This is a genomic window from Achromobacter kerstersii (genome assembly GCF_902859595.1).
GTDB lineage: Bacteria > Pseudomonadota > Gammaproteobacteria > Burkholderiales > Burkholderiaceae_B > Achromobacter > Achromobacter kerstersii.
The window spans coordinates 88,930-105,897 of the sequence record NZ_CADIJQ010000008.1; the positions used below are offsets into that span (position 1 = coordinate 88,930).

General features: G+C 64.9%; 13 protein-coding genes. 3 read left to right on the forward strand and 10 right to left on the reverse strand.

Features of this window, described 5'->3' with window-relative positions:
- Nucleotides 1-6: 6 nt before the first annotated feature.
- The 10 genes from HV765_RS21750 to coq7 form a co-directional block, all read right to left on the reverse strand.
- A complete protein-coding gene (locus HV765_RS21750) occupies nt 7-1,140 on the reverse strand; it encodes a glycosyltransferase family 4 protein (RefSeq protein ID WP_175170916.1) in 1,134 nt (377 codons plus the stop codon).
- Nucleotides 1,137-2,294 carry a glycosyltransferase family 4 protein gene (locus HV765_RS21755; protein ID WP_175170917.1) on the reverse strand — a complete coding sequence of 386 codons (1,158 nt, stop codon included), beginning with the start codon at nt 2,292-2,294 and terminating at the stop codon, nt 1,137-1,139. The genes HV765_RS21750 and HV765_RS21755 overlap by 4 nt, the downstream gene beginning before the upstream one ends.
- On the reverse strand, nt 2,291-3,406 hold the full coding sequence (locus HV765_RS21760) for a glycosyltransferase family 4 protein (RefSeq protein WP_175170918.1): 1,116 nt from the start codon (nt 3,404-3,406) through the stop codon (nt 2,291-2,293). Before HV765_RS21760 ends, HV765_RS21755 begins: the two co-directional genes overlap by 4 nt.
- Before the next feature lie 3 nt (nt 3,407-3,409).
- Nucleotides 3,410-5,341, reverse strand: coding sequence for an asparagine synthase (glutamine-hydrolyzing) (gene asnB / locus HV765_RS21765; protein WP_054423170.1), 1,932 nt, complete (start codon nt 5,339-5,341; stop codon nt 3,410-3,412).
- A 45-nt stretch (nt 5,342-5,386) separates the two neighbouring features.
- Entirely contained in the window at nt 5,387-6,529 is a 1,143-nt protein-coding gene (locus HV765_RS21770) for a glycosyltransferase family 4 protein (protein WP_175170919.1), read from the reverse strand.
- Nucleotides 6,530-7,879: a murein biosynthesis integral membrane protein MurJ gene (gene murJ / locus HV765_RS21775; protein WP_175170920.1), complete on the reverse strand. Its 1,350-nt coding sequence runs from the start codon at nt 7,877-7,879 to the stop codon at nt 6,530-6,532. It abuts the gene before it with no gap.
- Nucleotide 7,880: 1 nt separating this feature from the next.
- Nucleotides 7,881-8,906 (reverse strand): SDR family oxidoreductase, encoded by a 1,026-nt coding sequence (locus HV765_RS21780; RefSeq protein ID WP_054423173.1) that lies wholly within the window; start codon nt 8,904-8,906, stop codon nt 7,881-7,883.
- A gap of 10 nt (nt 8,907-8,916) precedes the next feature.
- The gene (tviB, locus tag HV765_RS21785) at nt 8,917-10,194 is read right to left on the reverse strand and encodes a Vi polysaccharide biosynthesis UDP-N-acetylglucosamine C-6 dehydrogenase TviB (protein ID WP_156336544.1); all 1,278 of its coding nucleotides are present in this window, start codon (nt 10,192-10,194) and stop codon (nt 8,917-8,919) included.
- Nucleotides 10,195-10,289: 95 nt separating this feature from the next.
- Nucleotides 10,290-11,396: an MraY family glycosyltransferase gene (locus tag HV765_RS21790; protein WP_054423174.1), complete on the reverse strand. Its 1,107-nt coding sequence runs from the start codon at nt 11,394-11,396 to the stop codon at nt 10,290-10,292.
- Nucleotides 11,397-12,176: 780 nt separating this feature from the next.
- Nucleotides 12,177-12,854, reverse strand: coding sequence for a 2-polyprenyl-3-methyl-6-methoxy-1,4-benzoquinone monooxygenase (gene coq7 / locus HV765_RS21795; protein ID WP_175170921.1), 678 nt, complete (start codon nt 12,852-12,854; stop codon nt 12,177-12,179).
- Between the two features lie 123 nt (nt 12,855-12,977).
- Here coq7 and HV765_RS21800 point away from each other — a divergent pair, with 123 nt between their 5' ends.
- From HV765_RS21800 to HV765_RS21810, 3 genes are all read left to right on the forward strand, one after another.
- A complete protein-coding gene (locus tag HV765_RS21800; protein WP_054423176.1) occupies nt 12,978-13,421 on the forward strand; it encodes an OsmC family protein in 444 nt (147 codons plus the stop codon).
- Nucleotides 13,422-13,429: 8 nt separating this feature from the next.
- Complete coding sequence (locus HV765_RS21805) at nt 13,430-14,401, forward strand: thymidylate synthase (RefSeq protein ID WP_175170922.1); 972 nt, start codon at nt 13,430-13,432, stop codon at nt 14,399-14,401.
- Between the two features lie 422 nt (nt 14,402-14,823).
- Complete coding sequence (locus tag HV765_RS21810; protein WP_054423178.1) at nt 14,824-16,887, forward strand: putative bifunctional diguanylate cyclase/phosphodiesterase; 2,064 nt, start codon at nt 14,824-14,826, stop codon at nt 16,885-16,887.
- Nucleotides 16,888-16,968: the final 81 nt, after the last annotated feature.

The window sequence follows — 16,968 nt, forward strand, 5'->3', positions numbered from 1 at the left end:
GCCGGCTCAGGCGCTGAGCGCGTCGTACAGCTCCACATGGATGCGGGCGACGCGCTCGATATTGAATTCGCGTTCCGCCAGCACACGGCCTGCTGCCCCCATGGACTGACGCAGCGCGGCATCTTCTGCCAAGCGCTCGATGGCGTCGGCCAAGGCTCGCGCATCACGCACTGGCACCAGCAAGCCCGTCTCATTCGGTTCGATGGCATCGCGGCAGCCGGGCACGTCGGTCGTCGCCACCGCACGCCCGCAGGCCGCGGCTTCGATCAGTGACTTCGGCAGCCCCTCACGGTATGAGGGCAGCACGGCGATGTGGCACGCCGCGTACAGCTCGGCGATGTCCGACCGTTCGCCCAGCGCCTGGACCGCGCCATCACGTTGCCAGGCCTCGACCTCGGCCTGCGTCGCGGATGCCGGGTTGCCAGCGTCCACGCCGCCCACCAATTGCATCGTCACGGGCACGCCGCGTTCGCGCAGCAGCGACGCCGCCTGCACAAATTCCTGTACGCCCTTGTCGCGCAGCAAACGCGCCACCATCGTCACCACGACGGGCGGTGCGGGCGGCTCGGGCAAGGCCCGGTACGCATTCAGGTCCACGCCTGCGCCGCGGATGATGACGACCTGCTCATCGCGCACGGCGCCCAGCGACTTGAGCATGTCGCGGTCGCTGGTGTTCTGGAAAATCACCCGGCTATTGGGATGCCCCAGCGCCACGCGATACAGCCGCGCCACCACCGCGCGCACCATCCGCATCTTCAGCGAATTGGACAGGAACACGAAGCCCAGCCCGGAGATCGCGGCCACCATGCCGGGCACGCGTGCCAGACGCGCGGCGATGCCGCCATACAGCACGGGCTTGATCGTGACCAGGTGCACCACGTCAGGACGCACGCGGCGGAACAGCCGCAACAGCGCCATCAAGGTGCCCAGCTCCTGCAAGGGATGCTTGCCGCTGCGCGTCATCGGAATGGCGTGGTGCGTCATGCCGAGTGCCTGGATGTCGGCCACGGCGGGCCCGTCCATCGTCGCCACATGCACGTCATACCCCGCGCGTTGTGCGGCCAGCGCCACTGGCACGCGATGCGACATGAAGAACGCGGGGTTATTGACGACAAACATCAGGCGGCGGCCGGTGCTCATGCCTGGACTCCAGAAATGCGGCGCCATACGGCGATGTAACGTTGCACCATGCGGGCAAGGTCAAAATTTTCCAGCACGCGGGCGCGGCCGGCTTCGCCTGCACGGCCATGGCCGCGCGCGGCCACGTCGCACAAGGCGGTTTCGATGCCGCGCGCAAGCGCCTCGGCTTGTTCAGGCGGCACGACCACGCCAGTGTCTCCAACGATGTAGGCGGCGTCGCCCACGTCGGTCACCACGCAGTACACGCCGCAGGCCATCGCTTCGGCCACGACGTTGGGAAAGCCTTCGGCGCAGCTCGACAGCACGTGCAGGTCCAGGCCGTTCATCACGGCGGGAACATCGTCGCTGGGGCCGGCAAGTATCAGGCGGTCGCGCAAGTTCAGCTTGTCGATCAGGGCAGCAAGTTCGGGGTTGTCGGCGCTCATGCCGCGTCCGACCAGCACGCAACGCAGGCCGCCATCACGGCCATCGCGCACCAGCGCGGCCACGGCGCGCAGCAGATTGGCGTGGTCCTTGAGCGGGTCCCAGCGGGCCACGCAGCCGATCACCGGCGCGTCTTCCGACACGCCCCATTGCGCCCGCACGCGCGAACGCGCCTGCGCATCGGGGGCATAGCGCGATAAGTCATAGCCGTTGGAGATCACCTCCATGCGGTCGCGCCGATAACCCTTTTCGGCATGGCGCTCGGCGGCGTTCTGCGCGGCGCAGACAATGGCGCGGGGCACGCTGCCCGACAAGGCCGCGCACGCACGCAACACGATGCGCGCCGACCGGCTGCTGCGTTCCAGGTGCGCGCCCGAATTGCGGATGCCCCACGCAATGGCGCGCACGCCCGCCAGCCTTGCGGCCAGCCCGCCGATCAGGTCGGCGTGATACATCCACGTCTGCACGGCGTCGGGGCGCGCGTCGGCGATCAACCGGCGCAAGGCCAAAAAGCCGCCCAGGCTGACGCGCCCGCGCTTCATGCCCAGCGCATGCACCGCAACGCCGGCTGCGCGCAGACGCTCGCCGTAGATACCTTCATCGGTCAGCGACACGACGGTGTGTTCCACCCCCACATCGGGATAGGTCGCCAGGCGCAGCAGCACGGATTCCGCGCCGCCCTGCCCCAGACCGGTGATGACATGCAGCACGCGTAGCGCGGGGGTGCTCATCGCCCCTCCCGCACCGCTTCGAACAGTTCGTCCCATTCCGTCAGCACCGCTTCCAGCGCATAACGATGGCGCACGGCCGTTGCTCCACGCTCGCCCAATTGACGGCGCAACGACACGTCGCTCAGCACGCGCTGCAACGCATCGCGCAGCGCATCGCTGTCGCCTGCCGGCACCAGCAACGCGTCCTGGCCGTCGCGCGTCATTTCGCGCGGGCCGCTCGGGCAATCAAACGCCACGCACGGCAGGCCCAGCGACATGGCTTCCAGCAACACATTCGGAAAGCCTTCCACCAGCGAGCTCAGCACGAATGCCTGGCCGCGCGCCAGTTCTTCCCACGGCGTTTCGGTGCGGCCGGGCAGGCTGACCCGCGATTGCAGGCCCAGGCGCTCGATCTGCGCTTCCAGCGCGGCACGCTCGGGGCCTTCGCCCCAGATGCGCAGGTTCCAGTCGGGATTCAACGGCGCCAATTGCGCGAACACGTCGATCAGCAGATGGAATTGTTTGTCTGGCACCAGACGTCCCATGGCCAGCAGTTCACGCGGGCTGCCGTCTTCGCGCTGTTGCACGCGCGGCGCATCCAGCAAGGGCGCAGGCAAAGGATTGGGAATGACGGCCAGGCGCTTGATGCCCGGCACTTGGCGCGAGAACGGGCCGGCGGTGTCTTCCGCCTGCACCGTCACCATGTCGGCGCGCGGATACAGCAGCCGGCGCAGCTTGCGCCACACCGAACCCGTGGTCGTTTCGGCGACGGGATTGGTCCGTTCGCAAACGATGAGCGGCACGCCCAGCCCTCGCGTGGCGAGGATGGCGGCCACATTGACGTTGGTCAGGAAAGACACCACCACATCGGGCTTGGTGTCGCGGATGTGTTTGCGTAGCGCCATCAGGCGCTTGAACGCAGCCCACCCGCCCGAGGCCCGCGTGCCGGCGATATCGGCCAGCCAGGCAAGTTCGACCTTGTCCGATAAGGGATAAAAACACGTGCCCTTGGACGAGTAGGTGGGCGTCAAGGTGACGGCATCCCCGCGTTCGGCCCATGCGCTGACGAGTGTGGCAGCCACCCGCTCGGCGCCGCCCGCATGCATGGAACTGACCAGCATCAATATTCTCATTCGTCAAAGACTCCCAATAGATCCCCCTTGATCCGGTCCTGCACGATAACGATCCAGCCAGGCCTGCATCATCAGCACGCCCCACAGATGGCTGTCCCAGTTGCGATGGCCCGACGTGTGTTCGCGCCACTTGCGCAGAATGGGTTCGGGCTCGAACCAGCCTTCCTGGCGCAAGCGCGCCGGGTCCAGCAGCGCGTCCGCCCATTCCCGCAAGGGGCCGCGCAGCCACGCAGCCAGCGGCACGGCGAAGCCGCGCTTGGGGCGGTCCACAAGCGCCTGCGGCACGTGGCGATGCAGCACCTGGCGCAGCAGCCACTTACCCGTATTGCCGCGCACCTTGTATTGATGCGGCAGGCTCCAGGCGAATTCATACACGCGGTGATCGATCAGCGGCACGCGCGTTTCCAGGCTGACGGCCATGGCGGCGCGGTCAACCTTGACCAGGATGTCGTCGGGCAGGTAAGTCACCGTGTCCAGCTTCATCATGGCTTCGAAAGTCGTGCCTTGCATGGCGCGCGCAAATTCCGAGACGGGTTCGACGCCACCTTTGACGACCTGCGACGGGTCCGCCCAGTACGACACGAAGTGGCGATAGAAATCGCCGCGCGAATCGGTGCGCAACAGTTCGCCCAGCTTGCCGACTTTGCCGCGCCACGCGCCGCGCCCGGGCAGATGCGTCGATGCGGTGAGCAGCGCGCCAGCGGGTTTGCGCAACAGCGCCGGAACGCGCTCGCATTGCTGCCACCACTTGTTCACGCGGAAATAGCGCGAGTAGCCGCCAAAGAGTTCATCGCCGCCGTCGCCCGACAAGGCCACGGTGACGTGCTGGCGCGCCATCTTCGTGACGAGCGACGTCGGAATCTGCGACGAATCGGCGAACGGTTCGTCATACATGTCCGCCAGCGACGGCACGACCGCCAGCGCATCCGCCGCGGTCACATACAGTTCAGTGTGGTCCGTGCCCAGATGGGTGGCGACGGCCTTGGCGTGCTGCGCCTCGTCGTAGCCCTTTTCGTGGAAACCGATCGCGAAGGTGCGCACGGGCTTGGCGCTTTGCGCCTGCATCAGCGCGACGATGGTCGACGAATCAATGCCGCCCGACAGGAAGGCGCCCAAGCTCACGTCCGACAACATCTGCCCGCCGACCGCCTTGGACAACACGGCTTCCAGCGCTTCGGTGGCTTGAGCGTCGGACTCAAACGTCAGCCGCGATTTGGCGGCGGCGTCGGCGGCGTCGCGCGCCGACCAGTACACGCGCGGCTCGGGCATGCGGCGGCTGCGGGTGTCGTCGGCGGTGAATTCCACCCACGTGCCCGGCGGCAGTTTGGCGATGCCTTGATAGATGGATTGCGGCGCGGGGATGTAGTTGTGCCGCATGAACGACGCGAGCGCGTTGCGGTTCAGGTCGCGGCCAAATCCGGGGATGGGCATCAAGCCCTTGAGCTCGGACGCGAACACCAGTTCAGCGCCCGAGTAGCCGTAGTACAGCGGCTTTTCGCCCATGCGGTCGCGCGCCAGCATCAGCTTGCGCGAGGCGCGGTCCCATAAGGCGATGGCGAACATGCCCACCGCCGCCTGCAACGTGGCCTCGATGCCCAGCGCGGTAAAACCGGCCAGCAGGGTTTCGGTGTCGGAATGGCCGCGCCACGACGGCGCCAGCGCCGATTGCTCAAGCTGCTTGCGGATGTCCAGGTGGTTATAGACCTCGCCGTTGAACACCATCACATAGCGGCCGCACGCGGACGTCATGGGCTGGTGGCCGGCTTCGGTCAGGTCCAGGATCGCCAGGCGCACGTGCGCAAGCGCCAGCTCGGCCTCGGGGTCTTCCCAGAAACCGTTGCTGTCCGGCCCGCGGTGGCGGATGCGGCGGCAGCTTTCCGCCAGCACGCGTTCCTTGTTCCCGATGGGGCCCCAAATTCCGACTATTCCACACATGATGAGGTTCTCGTGGTCACCGTAGCAACGGCATGCGGGCCAGGCCTAGCGGCCCGGCGCGCGCACGCCGTCAAAAAGTTCTTGCCATTGTTGCAGCACGCGCGCGGCCGAAAAACGGTCGCGCACATCGGTTGCTGCCTGCGCCATCCGCTGGCGCCCTGCGTCGTTATCCATGACGTCCGCCAGCGCCTTGCACAGCGCCGGCACGTCGCCGTTGGGGCGTACCAAAACGCCATCAATGCCCTCGCGCACAATCTCGCGCGGGCCGGTATCGCAATCAAACGACACTGCGGCCAAGCCGCTGGCCATCGATTCCAGCAAGGTGTTCGACAAGCCTTCAAAGCGCGACGTCAGCACATAGAGGTCAGCGCTGCCGTACCAGTCGCCTACGTTGCCGGCGCGTCCCGGCATCGCAATGCGCGAGGCCAGCCCGGCGTTGGCGACCTGCGCTTCCAGCGCGCGGCGTTCATCGCCTTCGCCCAGAATAACCAGATCCCAGTCCGGATGCGATGGCGCCAGCGTGGCAAAAGCCTGGATCAGCAGATCGAAGCCCTTGTCCGCATGCAAGCGGCCCACCGCCAACAGGCGTTTGCGGCCGTCGCCCGAAACCGGCGTCAACACGGGTTCGGCGCGCGGCAACGGCCAGTGCACCGGGTTGGGAATGACAGCCAGGCGCGAGCCCGGCACGTGTTGCTCGATCCAGTCTGCTGTGCCGCGCGTTAACGCAACCACGCGCGCGGCGCGCGGATACGTCATGCGGCGCAGGCGCTGCCACAAGCCCGACAGGGTTTGCGACGGGGGATGCGTGTGTTCGGTTGCGATCACGCGGCACGACAGGCCGCTCGCGGCCAGCACGGACAGCACGGAGGCGGTTGTCATCATGCCCAGCACGATGTCCGGGCGGAACGCCTTGATCACGCGGCGCAAGGCGCGCACGCGCTGCACATTGCTCCAGATGCCGCGCAGGCCGCCGCCCTCGCCTGCCGTGTGCAGGACTTCGCGGCGCACTTTCGGATGCAGCGTATAGACGTCGCCATCGGCGCTGGCCTGGGTCACCACCATGACTTCGCGGCCCATGTCGGCCCAATGCGCGCTCAGGTCCGCGGCAACCCGCTCAGCGCCGCCGCCATGCAGCGAATGAATGAACAGCAGCACGCGCAGCGCGCGGCCGGAGTCGGCGTCGGACATTCAATCGGCCTCCTTGGGTTCGGCCTTGCGCATCGCCACCACCAGGTAGCACGCGTAAGACAGCACATACATGAGGCTGGTCGCCAGCATGATGCCGGCCGCGCCCATCTTGGGCGCCAGCACAGTGTTCAACAGGGCCTTCAACGCAAAATTGGCCACGGCAATGGCGGCCATGATGCGGTAACGGTTCTGGCTGGCCAGCAATTGCACCAGGATCAGCACGCCGAAATAGAACGGCAATTGCAGCAGGCCCCAGCGCAACACGTGCGCCACGGCCTCGGTATTTTCGGCGGTGAATGCGCCACGCTGAAACAGCACGGACACGCCCCACGGCGCCAGCACCCAGCCGATCGCCACGGCGGCCGCGCCCGCGCCCACCATCAGCACCGACCATTTCAGCGCCATGCTGCGCGCCCGCGCGGTGTCGCCGCGCGCTTGCACGTCGGCCAGCACCGGCAGCGCAGCGCGGCCCACCGACACGGCGCCAATGCCCAGCAACAACGACAGCAGCCGGCTGGCGTAACCCAGCGTGGCGTTGGCGTTGGCGCCCAGGTTCGCCGCGGCGTATTGGTCCAGCGGGCCGACAAAGCTCATTGCAACTTGCCCGATCAGCATCACGCCGGCCGCGCCCATCAGTTCGGGCCAGTGCGGCGAACGCAAGGTCAGCCTGGGTGCGCCCCAGAACCCCTTGTCGGCGCGCGCAGCCAGCCAGGCCAGCCACACGGTTTGAATCGCGTAGCCGACGAGCGTGCCCCACAGCAGCGGCCCCACGCCATCGGCGCTTACGGCCAGCATCACCCAGGCCAGCGTCGCCACGGCGGGCACGCTGTCCAGCAAGGTATTGACGTGGCGTTCATGCGCACGCAGGCGCGCGGCGCTGATGCCGGCGATGAGCAGCAGGGCCGACACTGGGGCAAAGGCCACGAGCAAGTCGCCCGTCATGCCGCGCACGCGTTCAGGCAAGCCCTTGCCTAGCGCATCGACCACGTAGGGCCACGCGAACCACGTGCCGATCGCCAACGCAATACCCGCCGCGGCGACCCAGCCTTGTAGCTCTTTGATGAATTGGTTGCGTTCGGCGTCTTCGGCGCGGTTCAGGCGCACCAGCACCGGAATCAGTACCACCGACAGCACGCCCACGATCGTGACCGGCAGCCAGGTGGCCATGGTCATCGTGAACTGGTAGGCGTCCACGGCGTCGCTGACGCCGTAGCGGTACGCCACCGCCATCTCTTTGATGGCGCCGGCGGCCTTGCCCAACAAGAGGAACACCGCCACCCGGAACGCGCCTTTGAAAATGCGCTGGTGGTCCGGGTGGATGTTTCCGAGTTTGCGGAGAAGTGCTTTCAAATCAACGCAGGAATTGCGTGTACCAGGGCATGGCCACTTCCAGGCCTTGCAGCACGGTGTGTGACGGCGCATAGCCCAGCAGACGGCCGGCCTTGCTGACGTCGGCCTGCGAGTGGCGCACGTCGCCCGCGCGGAAGTCGGCATACACCGGCTTCTTGGCGTAGGTCACGCTTTGGTTGCCCAGCGCCTTGACCAGGAATCCGAACAGGTCGTTCAACGTGCTGCGGCCACTGACGGCCACGTTGTAGACCTGGTTGCGGGCTTCCGGCGGGGCCATTGCGGCCAGCAGGTTGGCTTGCACCGCGTTATCCACAAAGCAGAAATCGCGGCTGGTTTCGCCGTCGCCGTTGATGGTGACGTCGTCGCCCTTGATCATCGCGGCGGTCCACTTCGGGATCACGGCGGCGTAGGCGCCGTCCGGGTCCTGGCGTTTGCCGAACACGTTGAAATAGCGCAGGCCCACGGTTTCGAAGCCGTACGAACGGGCGAACACGTCGGCGTACAGCTCGTTCACGTACTTGGTCACAGCGTACGGAGACAAAGGCTTGCCGATGTTCTCTTCCACCTTCGGCAACGCCGGGTGGTCGCCGTACGTGGAGCTGGACGCGGCATACACGAACGACTTCACGCCGGCGTCGCGCGCGGCGACCAGCATGTTCAGAAAGCCGCCGATGTTCACTTCGTTCGTGGTGATCGGGTCTTTCAACGAACGCGGCACGGAACCCAGCGCGGCTTGGTGCAACACGAAGTCCACGCCTTCCGTGGCGCGCTGGCAAGCGGCCAGGTCACGGATATCGCCTTCAACAAAGTTGAAGCGCGCCCATTGCTCAGGCGACACCGAGTCGCGCACTTCATCCAGATTGCGCTGGTGGCCGGTGGCGAAGTTATCCAGGCCGGTGACGGTCTGGTTCAGTTTCAGCAGCGTTTCCAGCAGGTTGGAGCCGATGAAGCCGGCGCAGCCGGTCACGAGCCACTTGCGCGGCGCGGCCGACAGTTCCTGCTTGAGGGTCTCAAAACGTGTAGTCATGGCGCAATCCTTACAGACGCAGATCGGATTCGGCGGGCGACAGCACGTACTTCAAGTCGTACAGGATGTGTTGCGCCTTGCCCAGCTTGCGGATGCCTTCGGCGCCCATGGCCTTGAATTGGTTGTGCGCCACCGCGAGGATGACGGCGTCGTACTTGCCTTCCTCGGGCTTGGCGACCGGGGTCAGGCCGTATTCATGCACGGCTTCCTCCGGGTCGACCCACGGGTCGTACACGTCGACGTCGACGTTGTAGTCGCCCAGTTCACGCACGATGTCCACGATGCGCGTGTTGCGCAAGTCGGGGCAGTTTTCCTTGAACGCCAGGCCCATGACCAGCACGCGCGCGCCTTGCACATGGATGCGCTGCTTGGTCATGGCCTTGACCAGCTGCGACACCACGTAGCCGCCCATCGAGTCATTCAGGCGGCGGCCCGCCAGGATGATCTCGGGGTGGTAGCCGATGGATTGCGCTTTGTGGGTCAGGTAGTACGGGTCCACGCCGATGCAGTGGCCGCCCACCAGGCCCGGACGGAACGGCAGGAAGTTCCACTTGGTGCCGGCAGCTTGCAGCACGGCCTCGGTGTCGATGCCCATCTTGTTGAAGATCAGGGCCAGTTCGTTGATCAGCGCAATGTTCACGTCGCGCTGCGTGTTCTCGATCACCTTGGCGGCTTCGGCCACGCGGATGCTGGACGCCTTGTGCGTGCCGGCGGTGATGATTTCCTTGTACAGCTGGTCGACCAGTTCGGCGACGTCAGGCGTGGAGCCGGAGGTGACCTTCTTGATCGTGCTGACGCGGTGTTCTTTGTCGCCCGGGTTGATGCGCTCGGGGCTGTAGCCGGCGTAGAAGTCCACGTTGAACTTCAGGCCCGACACGCGTTCCAGCACCGGCACGCAATCTTCTTCGGTAGCGCCCGGATACACGGTCGATTCATAGATGACGATGTCGCCGCGCTTGAGCACGGCGCCGATCGTTTCGCTGGCCTTGACCAGCGGGGTCAGGTCGGGCTGCTTGTATTCGTCGATGGGCGTGGGCACGGTCACGATGAACACGTTGGCCTGGCCCAGTTCGGCGCGGTCGGCGGTATAGCTCAGCTGAGCGGCTTGGGCCAGCTCTTCGTCGCTGACTTCCAGCGTATGGTCGTGACCCGCTTTCAATGCGTCGATACGGCGCGTATTGATATCGAACCCGATGACCGAGCGCTTCTTGCCGAACTCCACCGCCAGGGGCAGACCGACGTAGCCAAGGCCAACGACAGCGAGTTTCACATCCTGAATTCGCAACATAACTCTCCCTTCACCGTAGATCGACTACGGCATTTTAAATATGGTCGGGTGATTGATAACCGAGCCCCCGGCGGCATTCGCCGGGGCACTCAAAACTAATCCGAGGTCTTCAAAACGGACGGCAAGAGCAGCCATCCCGGACGGCGCCAGGACACCAGGCGCGCGTACAGCCAGATATAGACGCTGGCGAACACCACCAGACTGGCGCAGAGCGCCCAGGCGTTGTCCCACCAGATGGTGGCCGGCACCAAACCGATCAACGCCAGCACCCACATGTAGGGCGACGCCATCGCGTTGCACAGCGCCGGCACCGCATGACGGCGGCCGCGGCTGAACGTCACACGAACCAGGCGGCGGAACACCAACTGGTGCAAGTGCAACGCATCCGGCTGATCAACCGGCACGCCACGCTTGAAGCGGCGGCGCCAGATCGAAAAGCCCGTTTCGAATACCGGGTAAAACAGCACGGCCAAGGCGTAGAACGGCGACACCGAGGGGTTGCGCACCACCAGCAACACCGCCAGCTCGGCCAGCATGAAGCCCAGGAAGTACGCGCCGCCATCGCCCAGGAACACGCGGCCAAACGGGAAGTTCCAAACCAGGAACCCCAAGGTGGCCGAGGCCAAGGCCGCGGAAATCAGGAAGATCGGCACGTCGCCCACTTGCAGCGCCACCAAGCTGATCGACACCGCCATCAACGTGGCGACCATGCCGGCCAAGCCGTTCATGCCGTCAACGATGTTCAGCGCGTGCGTACAGCCGCCCACCGCAAACATGGTGAACAGCAGCGACACGGGCCAATAGGACAGCACGTAATCCACCGGCGCCATGCCGACACGGCTGACGCCGCCCAGCAGCCACCACGCGATTGCGGCCGACAAAAATGCCGCCAGCAAACGCTTGCTGGCGCCGATATCTTTGGTGATGTCTTCGAGCAAGCCCGCGACGAACACCGGCAAGGCGGCAACGAACAGCGCCGGCCAAAGCCAGGTCAGGGTCATGTTTGCGGGGCCCAGCACAAGCAGGCCCAGCAGCGTGCCGGCAAGCACGGCCAAACCGCCGACGCGAGGCGTGGCGCGGGAATGGTTGGCTTGCGGTTTATTGAGGTCGCTGTCGCCGGTAAAACGGCCATGCCAGCGTTCCGACCAGACGATCGCCCCGCCAACAAGGAACGCGACCACGCATATGTACAGCCAGGTCACAAGATCACCTCTGGTTGGTCTATCGAGACAGGCCCGCCATTATCGGGGGCAGGTGTAACGCCCATATATGGGAGCGATAAGGAAGTGCAATTCACAGGCACGAAACGTAACACCCGAATTTGGGCTGTTCGAAAGCCAACCCGCCGTGGCCGGGAAGGGGCGGATGCAACAACACCGCGAACGCGCGGAAGGTCAGGTTTCATGCGAAGGATTGTAGAGCTTTCCGCCTCGGAACACGCGAAATATCCCAGGGAAAACGCGGATGCCGCCATAGGGAGGAGACGGCGAATGGCCGCACTGGCGGTGTCGCGCCTCTTAAAAATAGGGACGGATTATTTTGACGTAAAAAAAAGCCCGAGATCGTGAGATCTCGGGCTAAATCCACCAAAGGAGGAGGGTGGAGGAGACAACCGTGGCATGTTGGGAGCTGACCTTCTGCTCGCTGCGCTGTCGGGGTTTTGCACCGCGCCGACTGCGTTTCAACATCCGATGAGTGAATAGTACCGAGGTTTTTTGTGCGTTGCAAGAATTTTTTCAATCTCTTTAGAAGGCCAGATTTCACGTTGCGTTTTTGCCGCAAATTTCAATCCGACCCTCTGAAGACCCGCACAAACAATAGGTCTAGCCAAAAAAAGGGTTTTTGCCGAATGGGTAAACCCCTTGGGGATTTACCCTGAACGGCACCGGGTAATCCCACCCTGTTTTTTGCACCAGATCAGTGCGCCGCGCACCACAACGTTGCGGAATTTGCGCACTGCAACATTTTAGCAACCGCCGATGTCAGATCCAGTACGCCGTCGTCGTCATGACCTTGGACATCGCGCGCATGGCCGTCTTTACTGGGCCCGGCAGCGGCACGCCCCCTGCCCGCTCGGCGCTGGCGCGGTGCTCGGCCTCGTCATCCTTCATCTTTCGGACGATTTCGCGCGAGCGCTCGTCTTGCACCGGTAAGGTGCGTAAATGTTCTTCCAGATGGGCCTCGACCTGCCGCTCGGTTTCGGCCATGAAGCCCAAATTTTTTGGCACGCCGGCCACGCTGGCCAGCACGCCCATGGCAAACGAACCCGCGTACCAGACCGGATTCAGCAGGCTGGGCCGGCTGTTCAGCTCGGTCAATCGCTCGTTGCACCAGACCAGATGGTCCACTTCTTCCGACGCAGCGTTCAGCAGCAACTCGCGCGGAGCGGGTTCGCGGCACACAGACGCCTGCCCCCGATACAACGCCTGCGCGCAGACCTCGCCCACATGGTTCACCCGCATCAAGCCCGCTGCGTGGCGTTTTTCCTGCACGGACAGGGTATCCGGCGCCTCGGGGGCCTTGGCGGGATAGGGCCGGCCGGCGGTGGCGCTGTTGGACAGCACGCGCAGCGCGCGGTCGGCTTCGGCCAGCAAGGCATCCAGGGGGCTCGTCCGGCGCAGGAAGGAAACAGGGCCGGATCGGGACAGGGCGGTGGACATGGACTACTCCTCGAGAAGACTGGCGCGCACACCCCTGATGCGGGGCGGGGCTCTCGTGCCTGGAATTGTACGCAACAGGTATCATCAGCCATTGACTGCGCTCAAAGCTCAAGGACACTCGAAATGGAATGCACGATCGACTGGGGCGGCCCCAATGGCATGCTCTTTACCGCCAGCACCGGCAGCGGCCATGTGGCCGTGATGGATGGCGCTGTAGACGGCGGCGGACACAATCTGGCCCCCCGCCCGATGGAAATGCTGCTGGCCGGCACCGGCGGCTGCACGGCCTATGACGTGGTGCTGATCCTGAAACGTGGCCGCCATGCGGTCACGGGTTGCAGCGTCAAGCTCCAGGCGGATCGCGCCGATACCGACCCGAAGGTCTTCACCCGCATCCATTTCGCATTCACCGTCACCGGCCGCAATCTGCCGCAAGCCGCCGTCGAACGCGCGGTGCAGTTGTCGCACGAGAAGTACTGCTCGGCCTCGGCCATGCTGGAAAAGACCGCGGCCATGACGTTCTCGGTTGAAATCGTCGACACGCAGGAAGCGCCCGCCGCTGCCTGAGGACCGCCATGAAACAATATCTAGACCTCGTTCAATCCATCCTGGACACCGGCTCGTGGCAGGAAAACCGAACGGGCATCCGCACGATCAGCATGCCGGGCGCGTCGCTGCGCTTTGACCTGCAAAAAGGCTTCCCCGCCGTCACCACCAAGAAGCTGGCCTTCAAGTCCGCCATCGGTGAAATGGTGGGTTTCATGCGGGCCTCGCGCAGCGCCGCGGAATTCCGTGAACTGGGCTGCAAGGTCTGGGACCAGAACGCCAACGAGAACAGCCAGTGGCTGGCCAACCCGTACCGCGAAGGCCCGGACGACCTGGGCCCCGTGTACGGCGTGCAATGGCGCCAGTGGCCTGCCTATAAGGTATTGGACGCCAGCCGCCCGGCCCAGATCGAAGACGCCTTGTCGCGCGGCTACGCCAAGGTCTCTGACCTGAATGAAGGCGGCGTGCCGAAGGTGCTGATGTACAAGGCCGTGGACCAGTTGCGTCAATGCCTGGACACCATCCATGAACGCCCGGGCGACCGCCGCATCCTGTTCCACGGCTGGAACTGGGCGCAGATCGAAGAAATGGCGCTGCCGCCCTGCCATCTGCTCTATCAATTCCTGCCCAACGCGACCACGCGCGAGATCTCGCTCTGCCTGTACATCCGTTCCAACGATGTCGGGCTGGGCACGCCGTTCAATCTGACGGAAGGCGCCGCGCTGCTGCATCTGGTGGGCCGCCTGACCGGCTACACCCCGCGCTGGTTCACGTACTTCATTGGCGACGCGCACATCTACGAAAACCACCTGCCGATGCTGCGCGAACAGCTCACCCGCGAGCCTTACGAATCGCCCAAGCTGGTGCTGTCTGATCGCATCCCCGATTTCGCCGTCACGGGCCGCTACGAACCCGAATGGCTGGAAAAGGTGGAACCGGGCGATTTCTCGTTGTCCGGCTACACGCATCACGCCCCCCTCACCGCGCCCATGGCCGTGTAAGATCGCGCCCGGCTTGCCGACTCCGGCAATCCGGGACGCGACCCCTAACCGCCGCTGGCGCCGCCGCGGCGGGTTTGCCGCGCTCGTCGGCCTTAAGTGAAGATTGGTGAGCTTCTGGAAGCGCGATTTCGGTATAACCCATCCCTTAGCCACGGACGCGCGTCCAGAGTTTCGCGCGCGCCCAGGCTTCCGACCGGCCCATGCCGCGCCGCGCCTGTCGCTTGCCGCAATGCAGCGCGGCACACCCGGCAGCGCCAACCGCAGGCCATGCCCGCCGCATCCCCCTTCCCGACAAGAGAGTACGTAAATCGCCAGCGTCGACTGAAGCAGTGTCTTACGACCCAATTGCAACGGTTGACTACTAATTGATTTGATTTGAGGCCGGCGCGACAGCAGCAAGCGCTCAGGACAGGACCCCACACATGCTCGTTGGAACTTATAACCCTTCGCTCGTCCTCGTATCCCTAGGGGTCGCCATCCTGGCGTCATATACGGCGTTGGGCATGGCCAATCGCGTAAGGGCCTCGAACGGGCTGCCAGCCGCGCGCTACTGGTTGGCAGGGGGTGCGTTCGCCATGGGCATCGGCATCTGGTCCATGCACTTTGTCGGCATGCTGGCCTTCAATCTGCCCATTCCCATGGGCTACGACCTGCCGCTCACCGCCTTGTCGCTAGCCATCGCCATCGGCTGCTCGGCCTTTGCTCTGTGGATTGTCTGCAAGGACGAGCTGCCCTGGACCAGACTGGTGGCGGGCGCCCTGCTGATGGGCGCGGGCATTGCCGCGATGCATTACCTGGGTATGGCCGCCATGCGGATGGCGCCCGGCATCGACTACGACCCCAAATGGTTCGCACTGTCGATCGGGATTGCCGTGGCCGCCTCGGGCGCCGCGCTGTGGATTACCTACCGGCTGCGCCATGACGGGCCGCGCGTGGCCTTGTCCCGCCCGTTGGCGTCCGTCGTCATGGGCATCGCCATCGTGGGCATGCATTATTCGGGCATGGAAGCAGCAAGTTTTCCTGCCGGCAGCATCTGCATGGCCGCCGACGGCGGCATCTCGGCCGGCTGGCTGGCCATTGCCGTTACCGCCGTCACGCTGAGCGTGCTGGCCATCGCGCTGGTCGTGGCCGTGCTGGACAACCGGCTGGAGGCGCGCACGTCGGCGCTGGCCTCTTCGTTGGCCGAAGCCAACGAAGAGCTCGTGCAACTGGCGCTGCATGACACGCTGACCAAGCTGCCCAACCGCATCCTGCTTGAAGACCGAATGGAGCAGGCGATTGAAAGCGCGAGCCGCCGCAAGGGCTATTTCGCGGTGCTGTTCTTCGACCTGGATGGCTTCAAGGCGGTCAACGACGCCTATGGCCACCACACCGGCGACGCGCTGCTGATCGACCTGGCCCAACGCATCCGCCAGGCGCTGCGCACGCAGGACACCGTTGCCCGCCTGGGTGGCGACGAATTCATCGTGTTAAGCGAAGTCATCGAACCCACCGACGCCGCCAACGTGGCCGACCGCCTGATCGAAGCCATCGCCCGCCCCGTCATGGTCTATGGCCACGAAGTGCTGGTGACCTCCAGCGTGGGCATCGCCATCTACCCCAACGATGGCGAAGACACCCATACGCTGCTGACCAACGCCGACGCCGCGATGTATCACGCCAAGCGCCTGGGAGGCACCGGCTACAGCTTCTTCGAGCCGTCCATGAACGCGGACGCGCATGAACAGATCGAATTGCTGCACGACCTGCGGCTGGCGCAGGAACGCGGCCAGTTCGTGCTGCACTATCAGCCCAAGTACGAAGCGCCCGCCGGCCCCATCATGGGCGCCGAAGCGCTGCTGCGCTGGAACCATCCCACGCGCGGCCTGGTTGGGCCCGATCAGTTCATTCCCACGGCCGAAAAGACGGGCCTGATCCTGTCGATCGGGGAATGGGTCATCAACGAAGCCTGCCGCCAGATGCGGGAATGGATCAACGCCGGCCAAGGCCACTGGACCATCGCCGTCAACATTTCGGCCTTGCAGTTCGCCCACGCCAGCCTGGTGGAAACCGTGCGCTCGGCACTGGCGCGCCACGATGTGCCGCCCGCCTGCCTGACCCTGGAAGTGACCGAATCCACCGCCATGCGCGACGCCGAAGCCAGCCTGGCCGTGCTCAAGCGCCTGTCGGGGCTGGGGGTCACCATTTCCATCGACGACTTCGGCACCGGCTATTCCAGCCTGCTGTATCTGAAGCGCCTGCCCGCCACCGAACTGAAGATTGACCGCGGCTTTGTGAACCAGCTGGAAAACGACAATGAGGACGCGGCCATTGTGTCCGCCATCGTCGCGCTGGCGCAGCAGCTGAATCTGCGGATCGTGGCCGAGGGCGTGGAAACCGCCGCACAACAGAAGTTCCTGACGGGCCTGGGTTGCGATTCGCTGCAAGGCTTCCTGCTGGGCCGCCCGATGCCGGCGACGGAATTCCTGGAACACGCGGTAGGTTGAAGCGGTAGGTTGAAGCGGTAGGTTGACGCGGCCAATACGGCCGCACCGGACCTGACCGGGCGGCAGAATTTGCTACGCTTA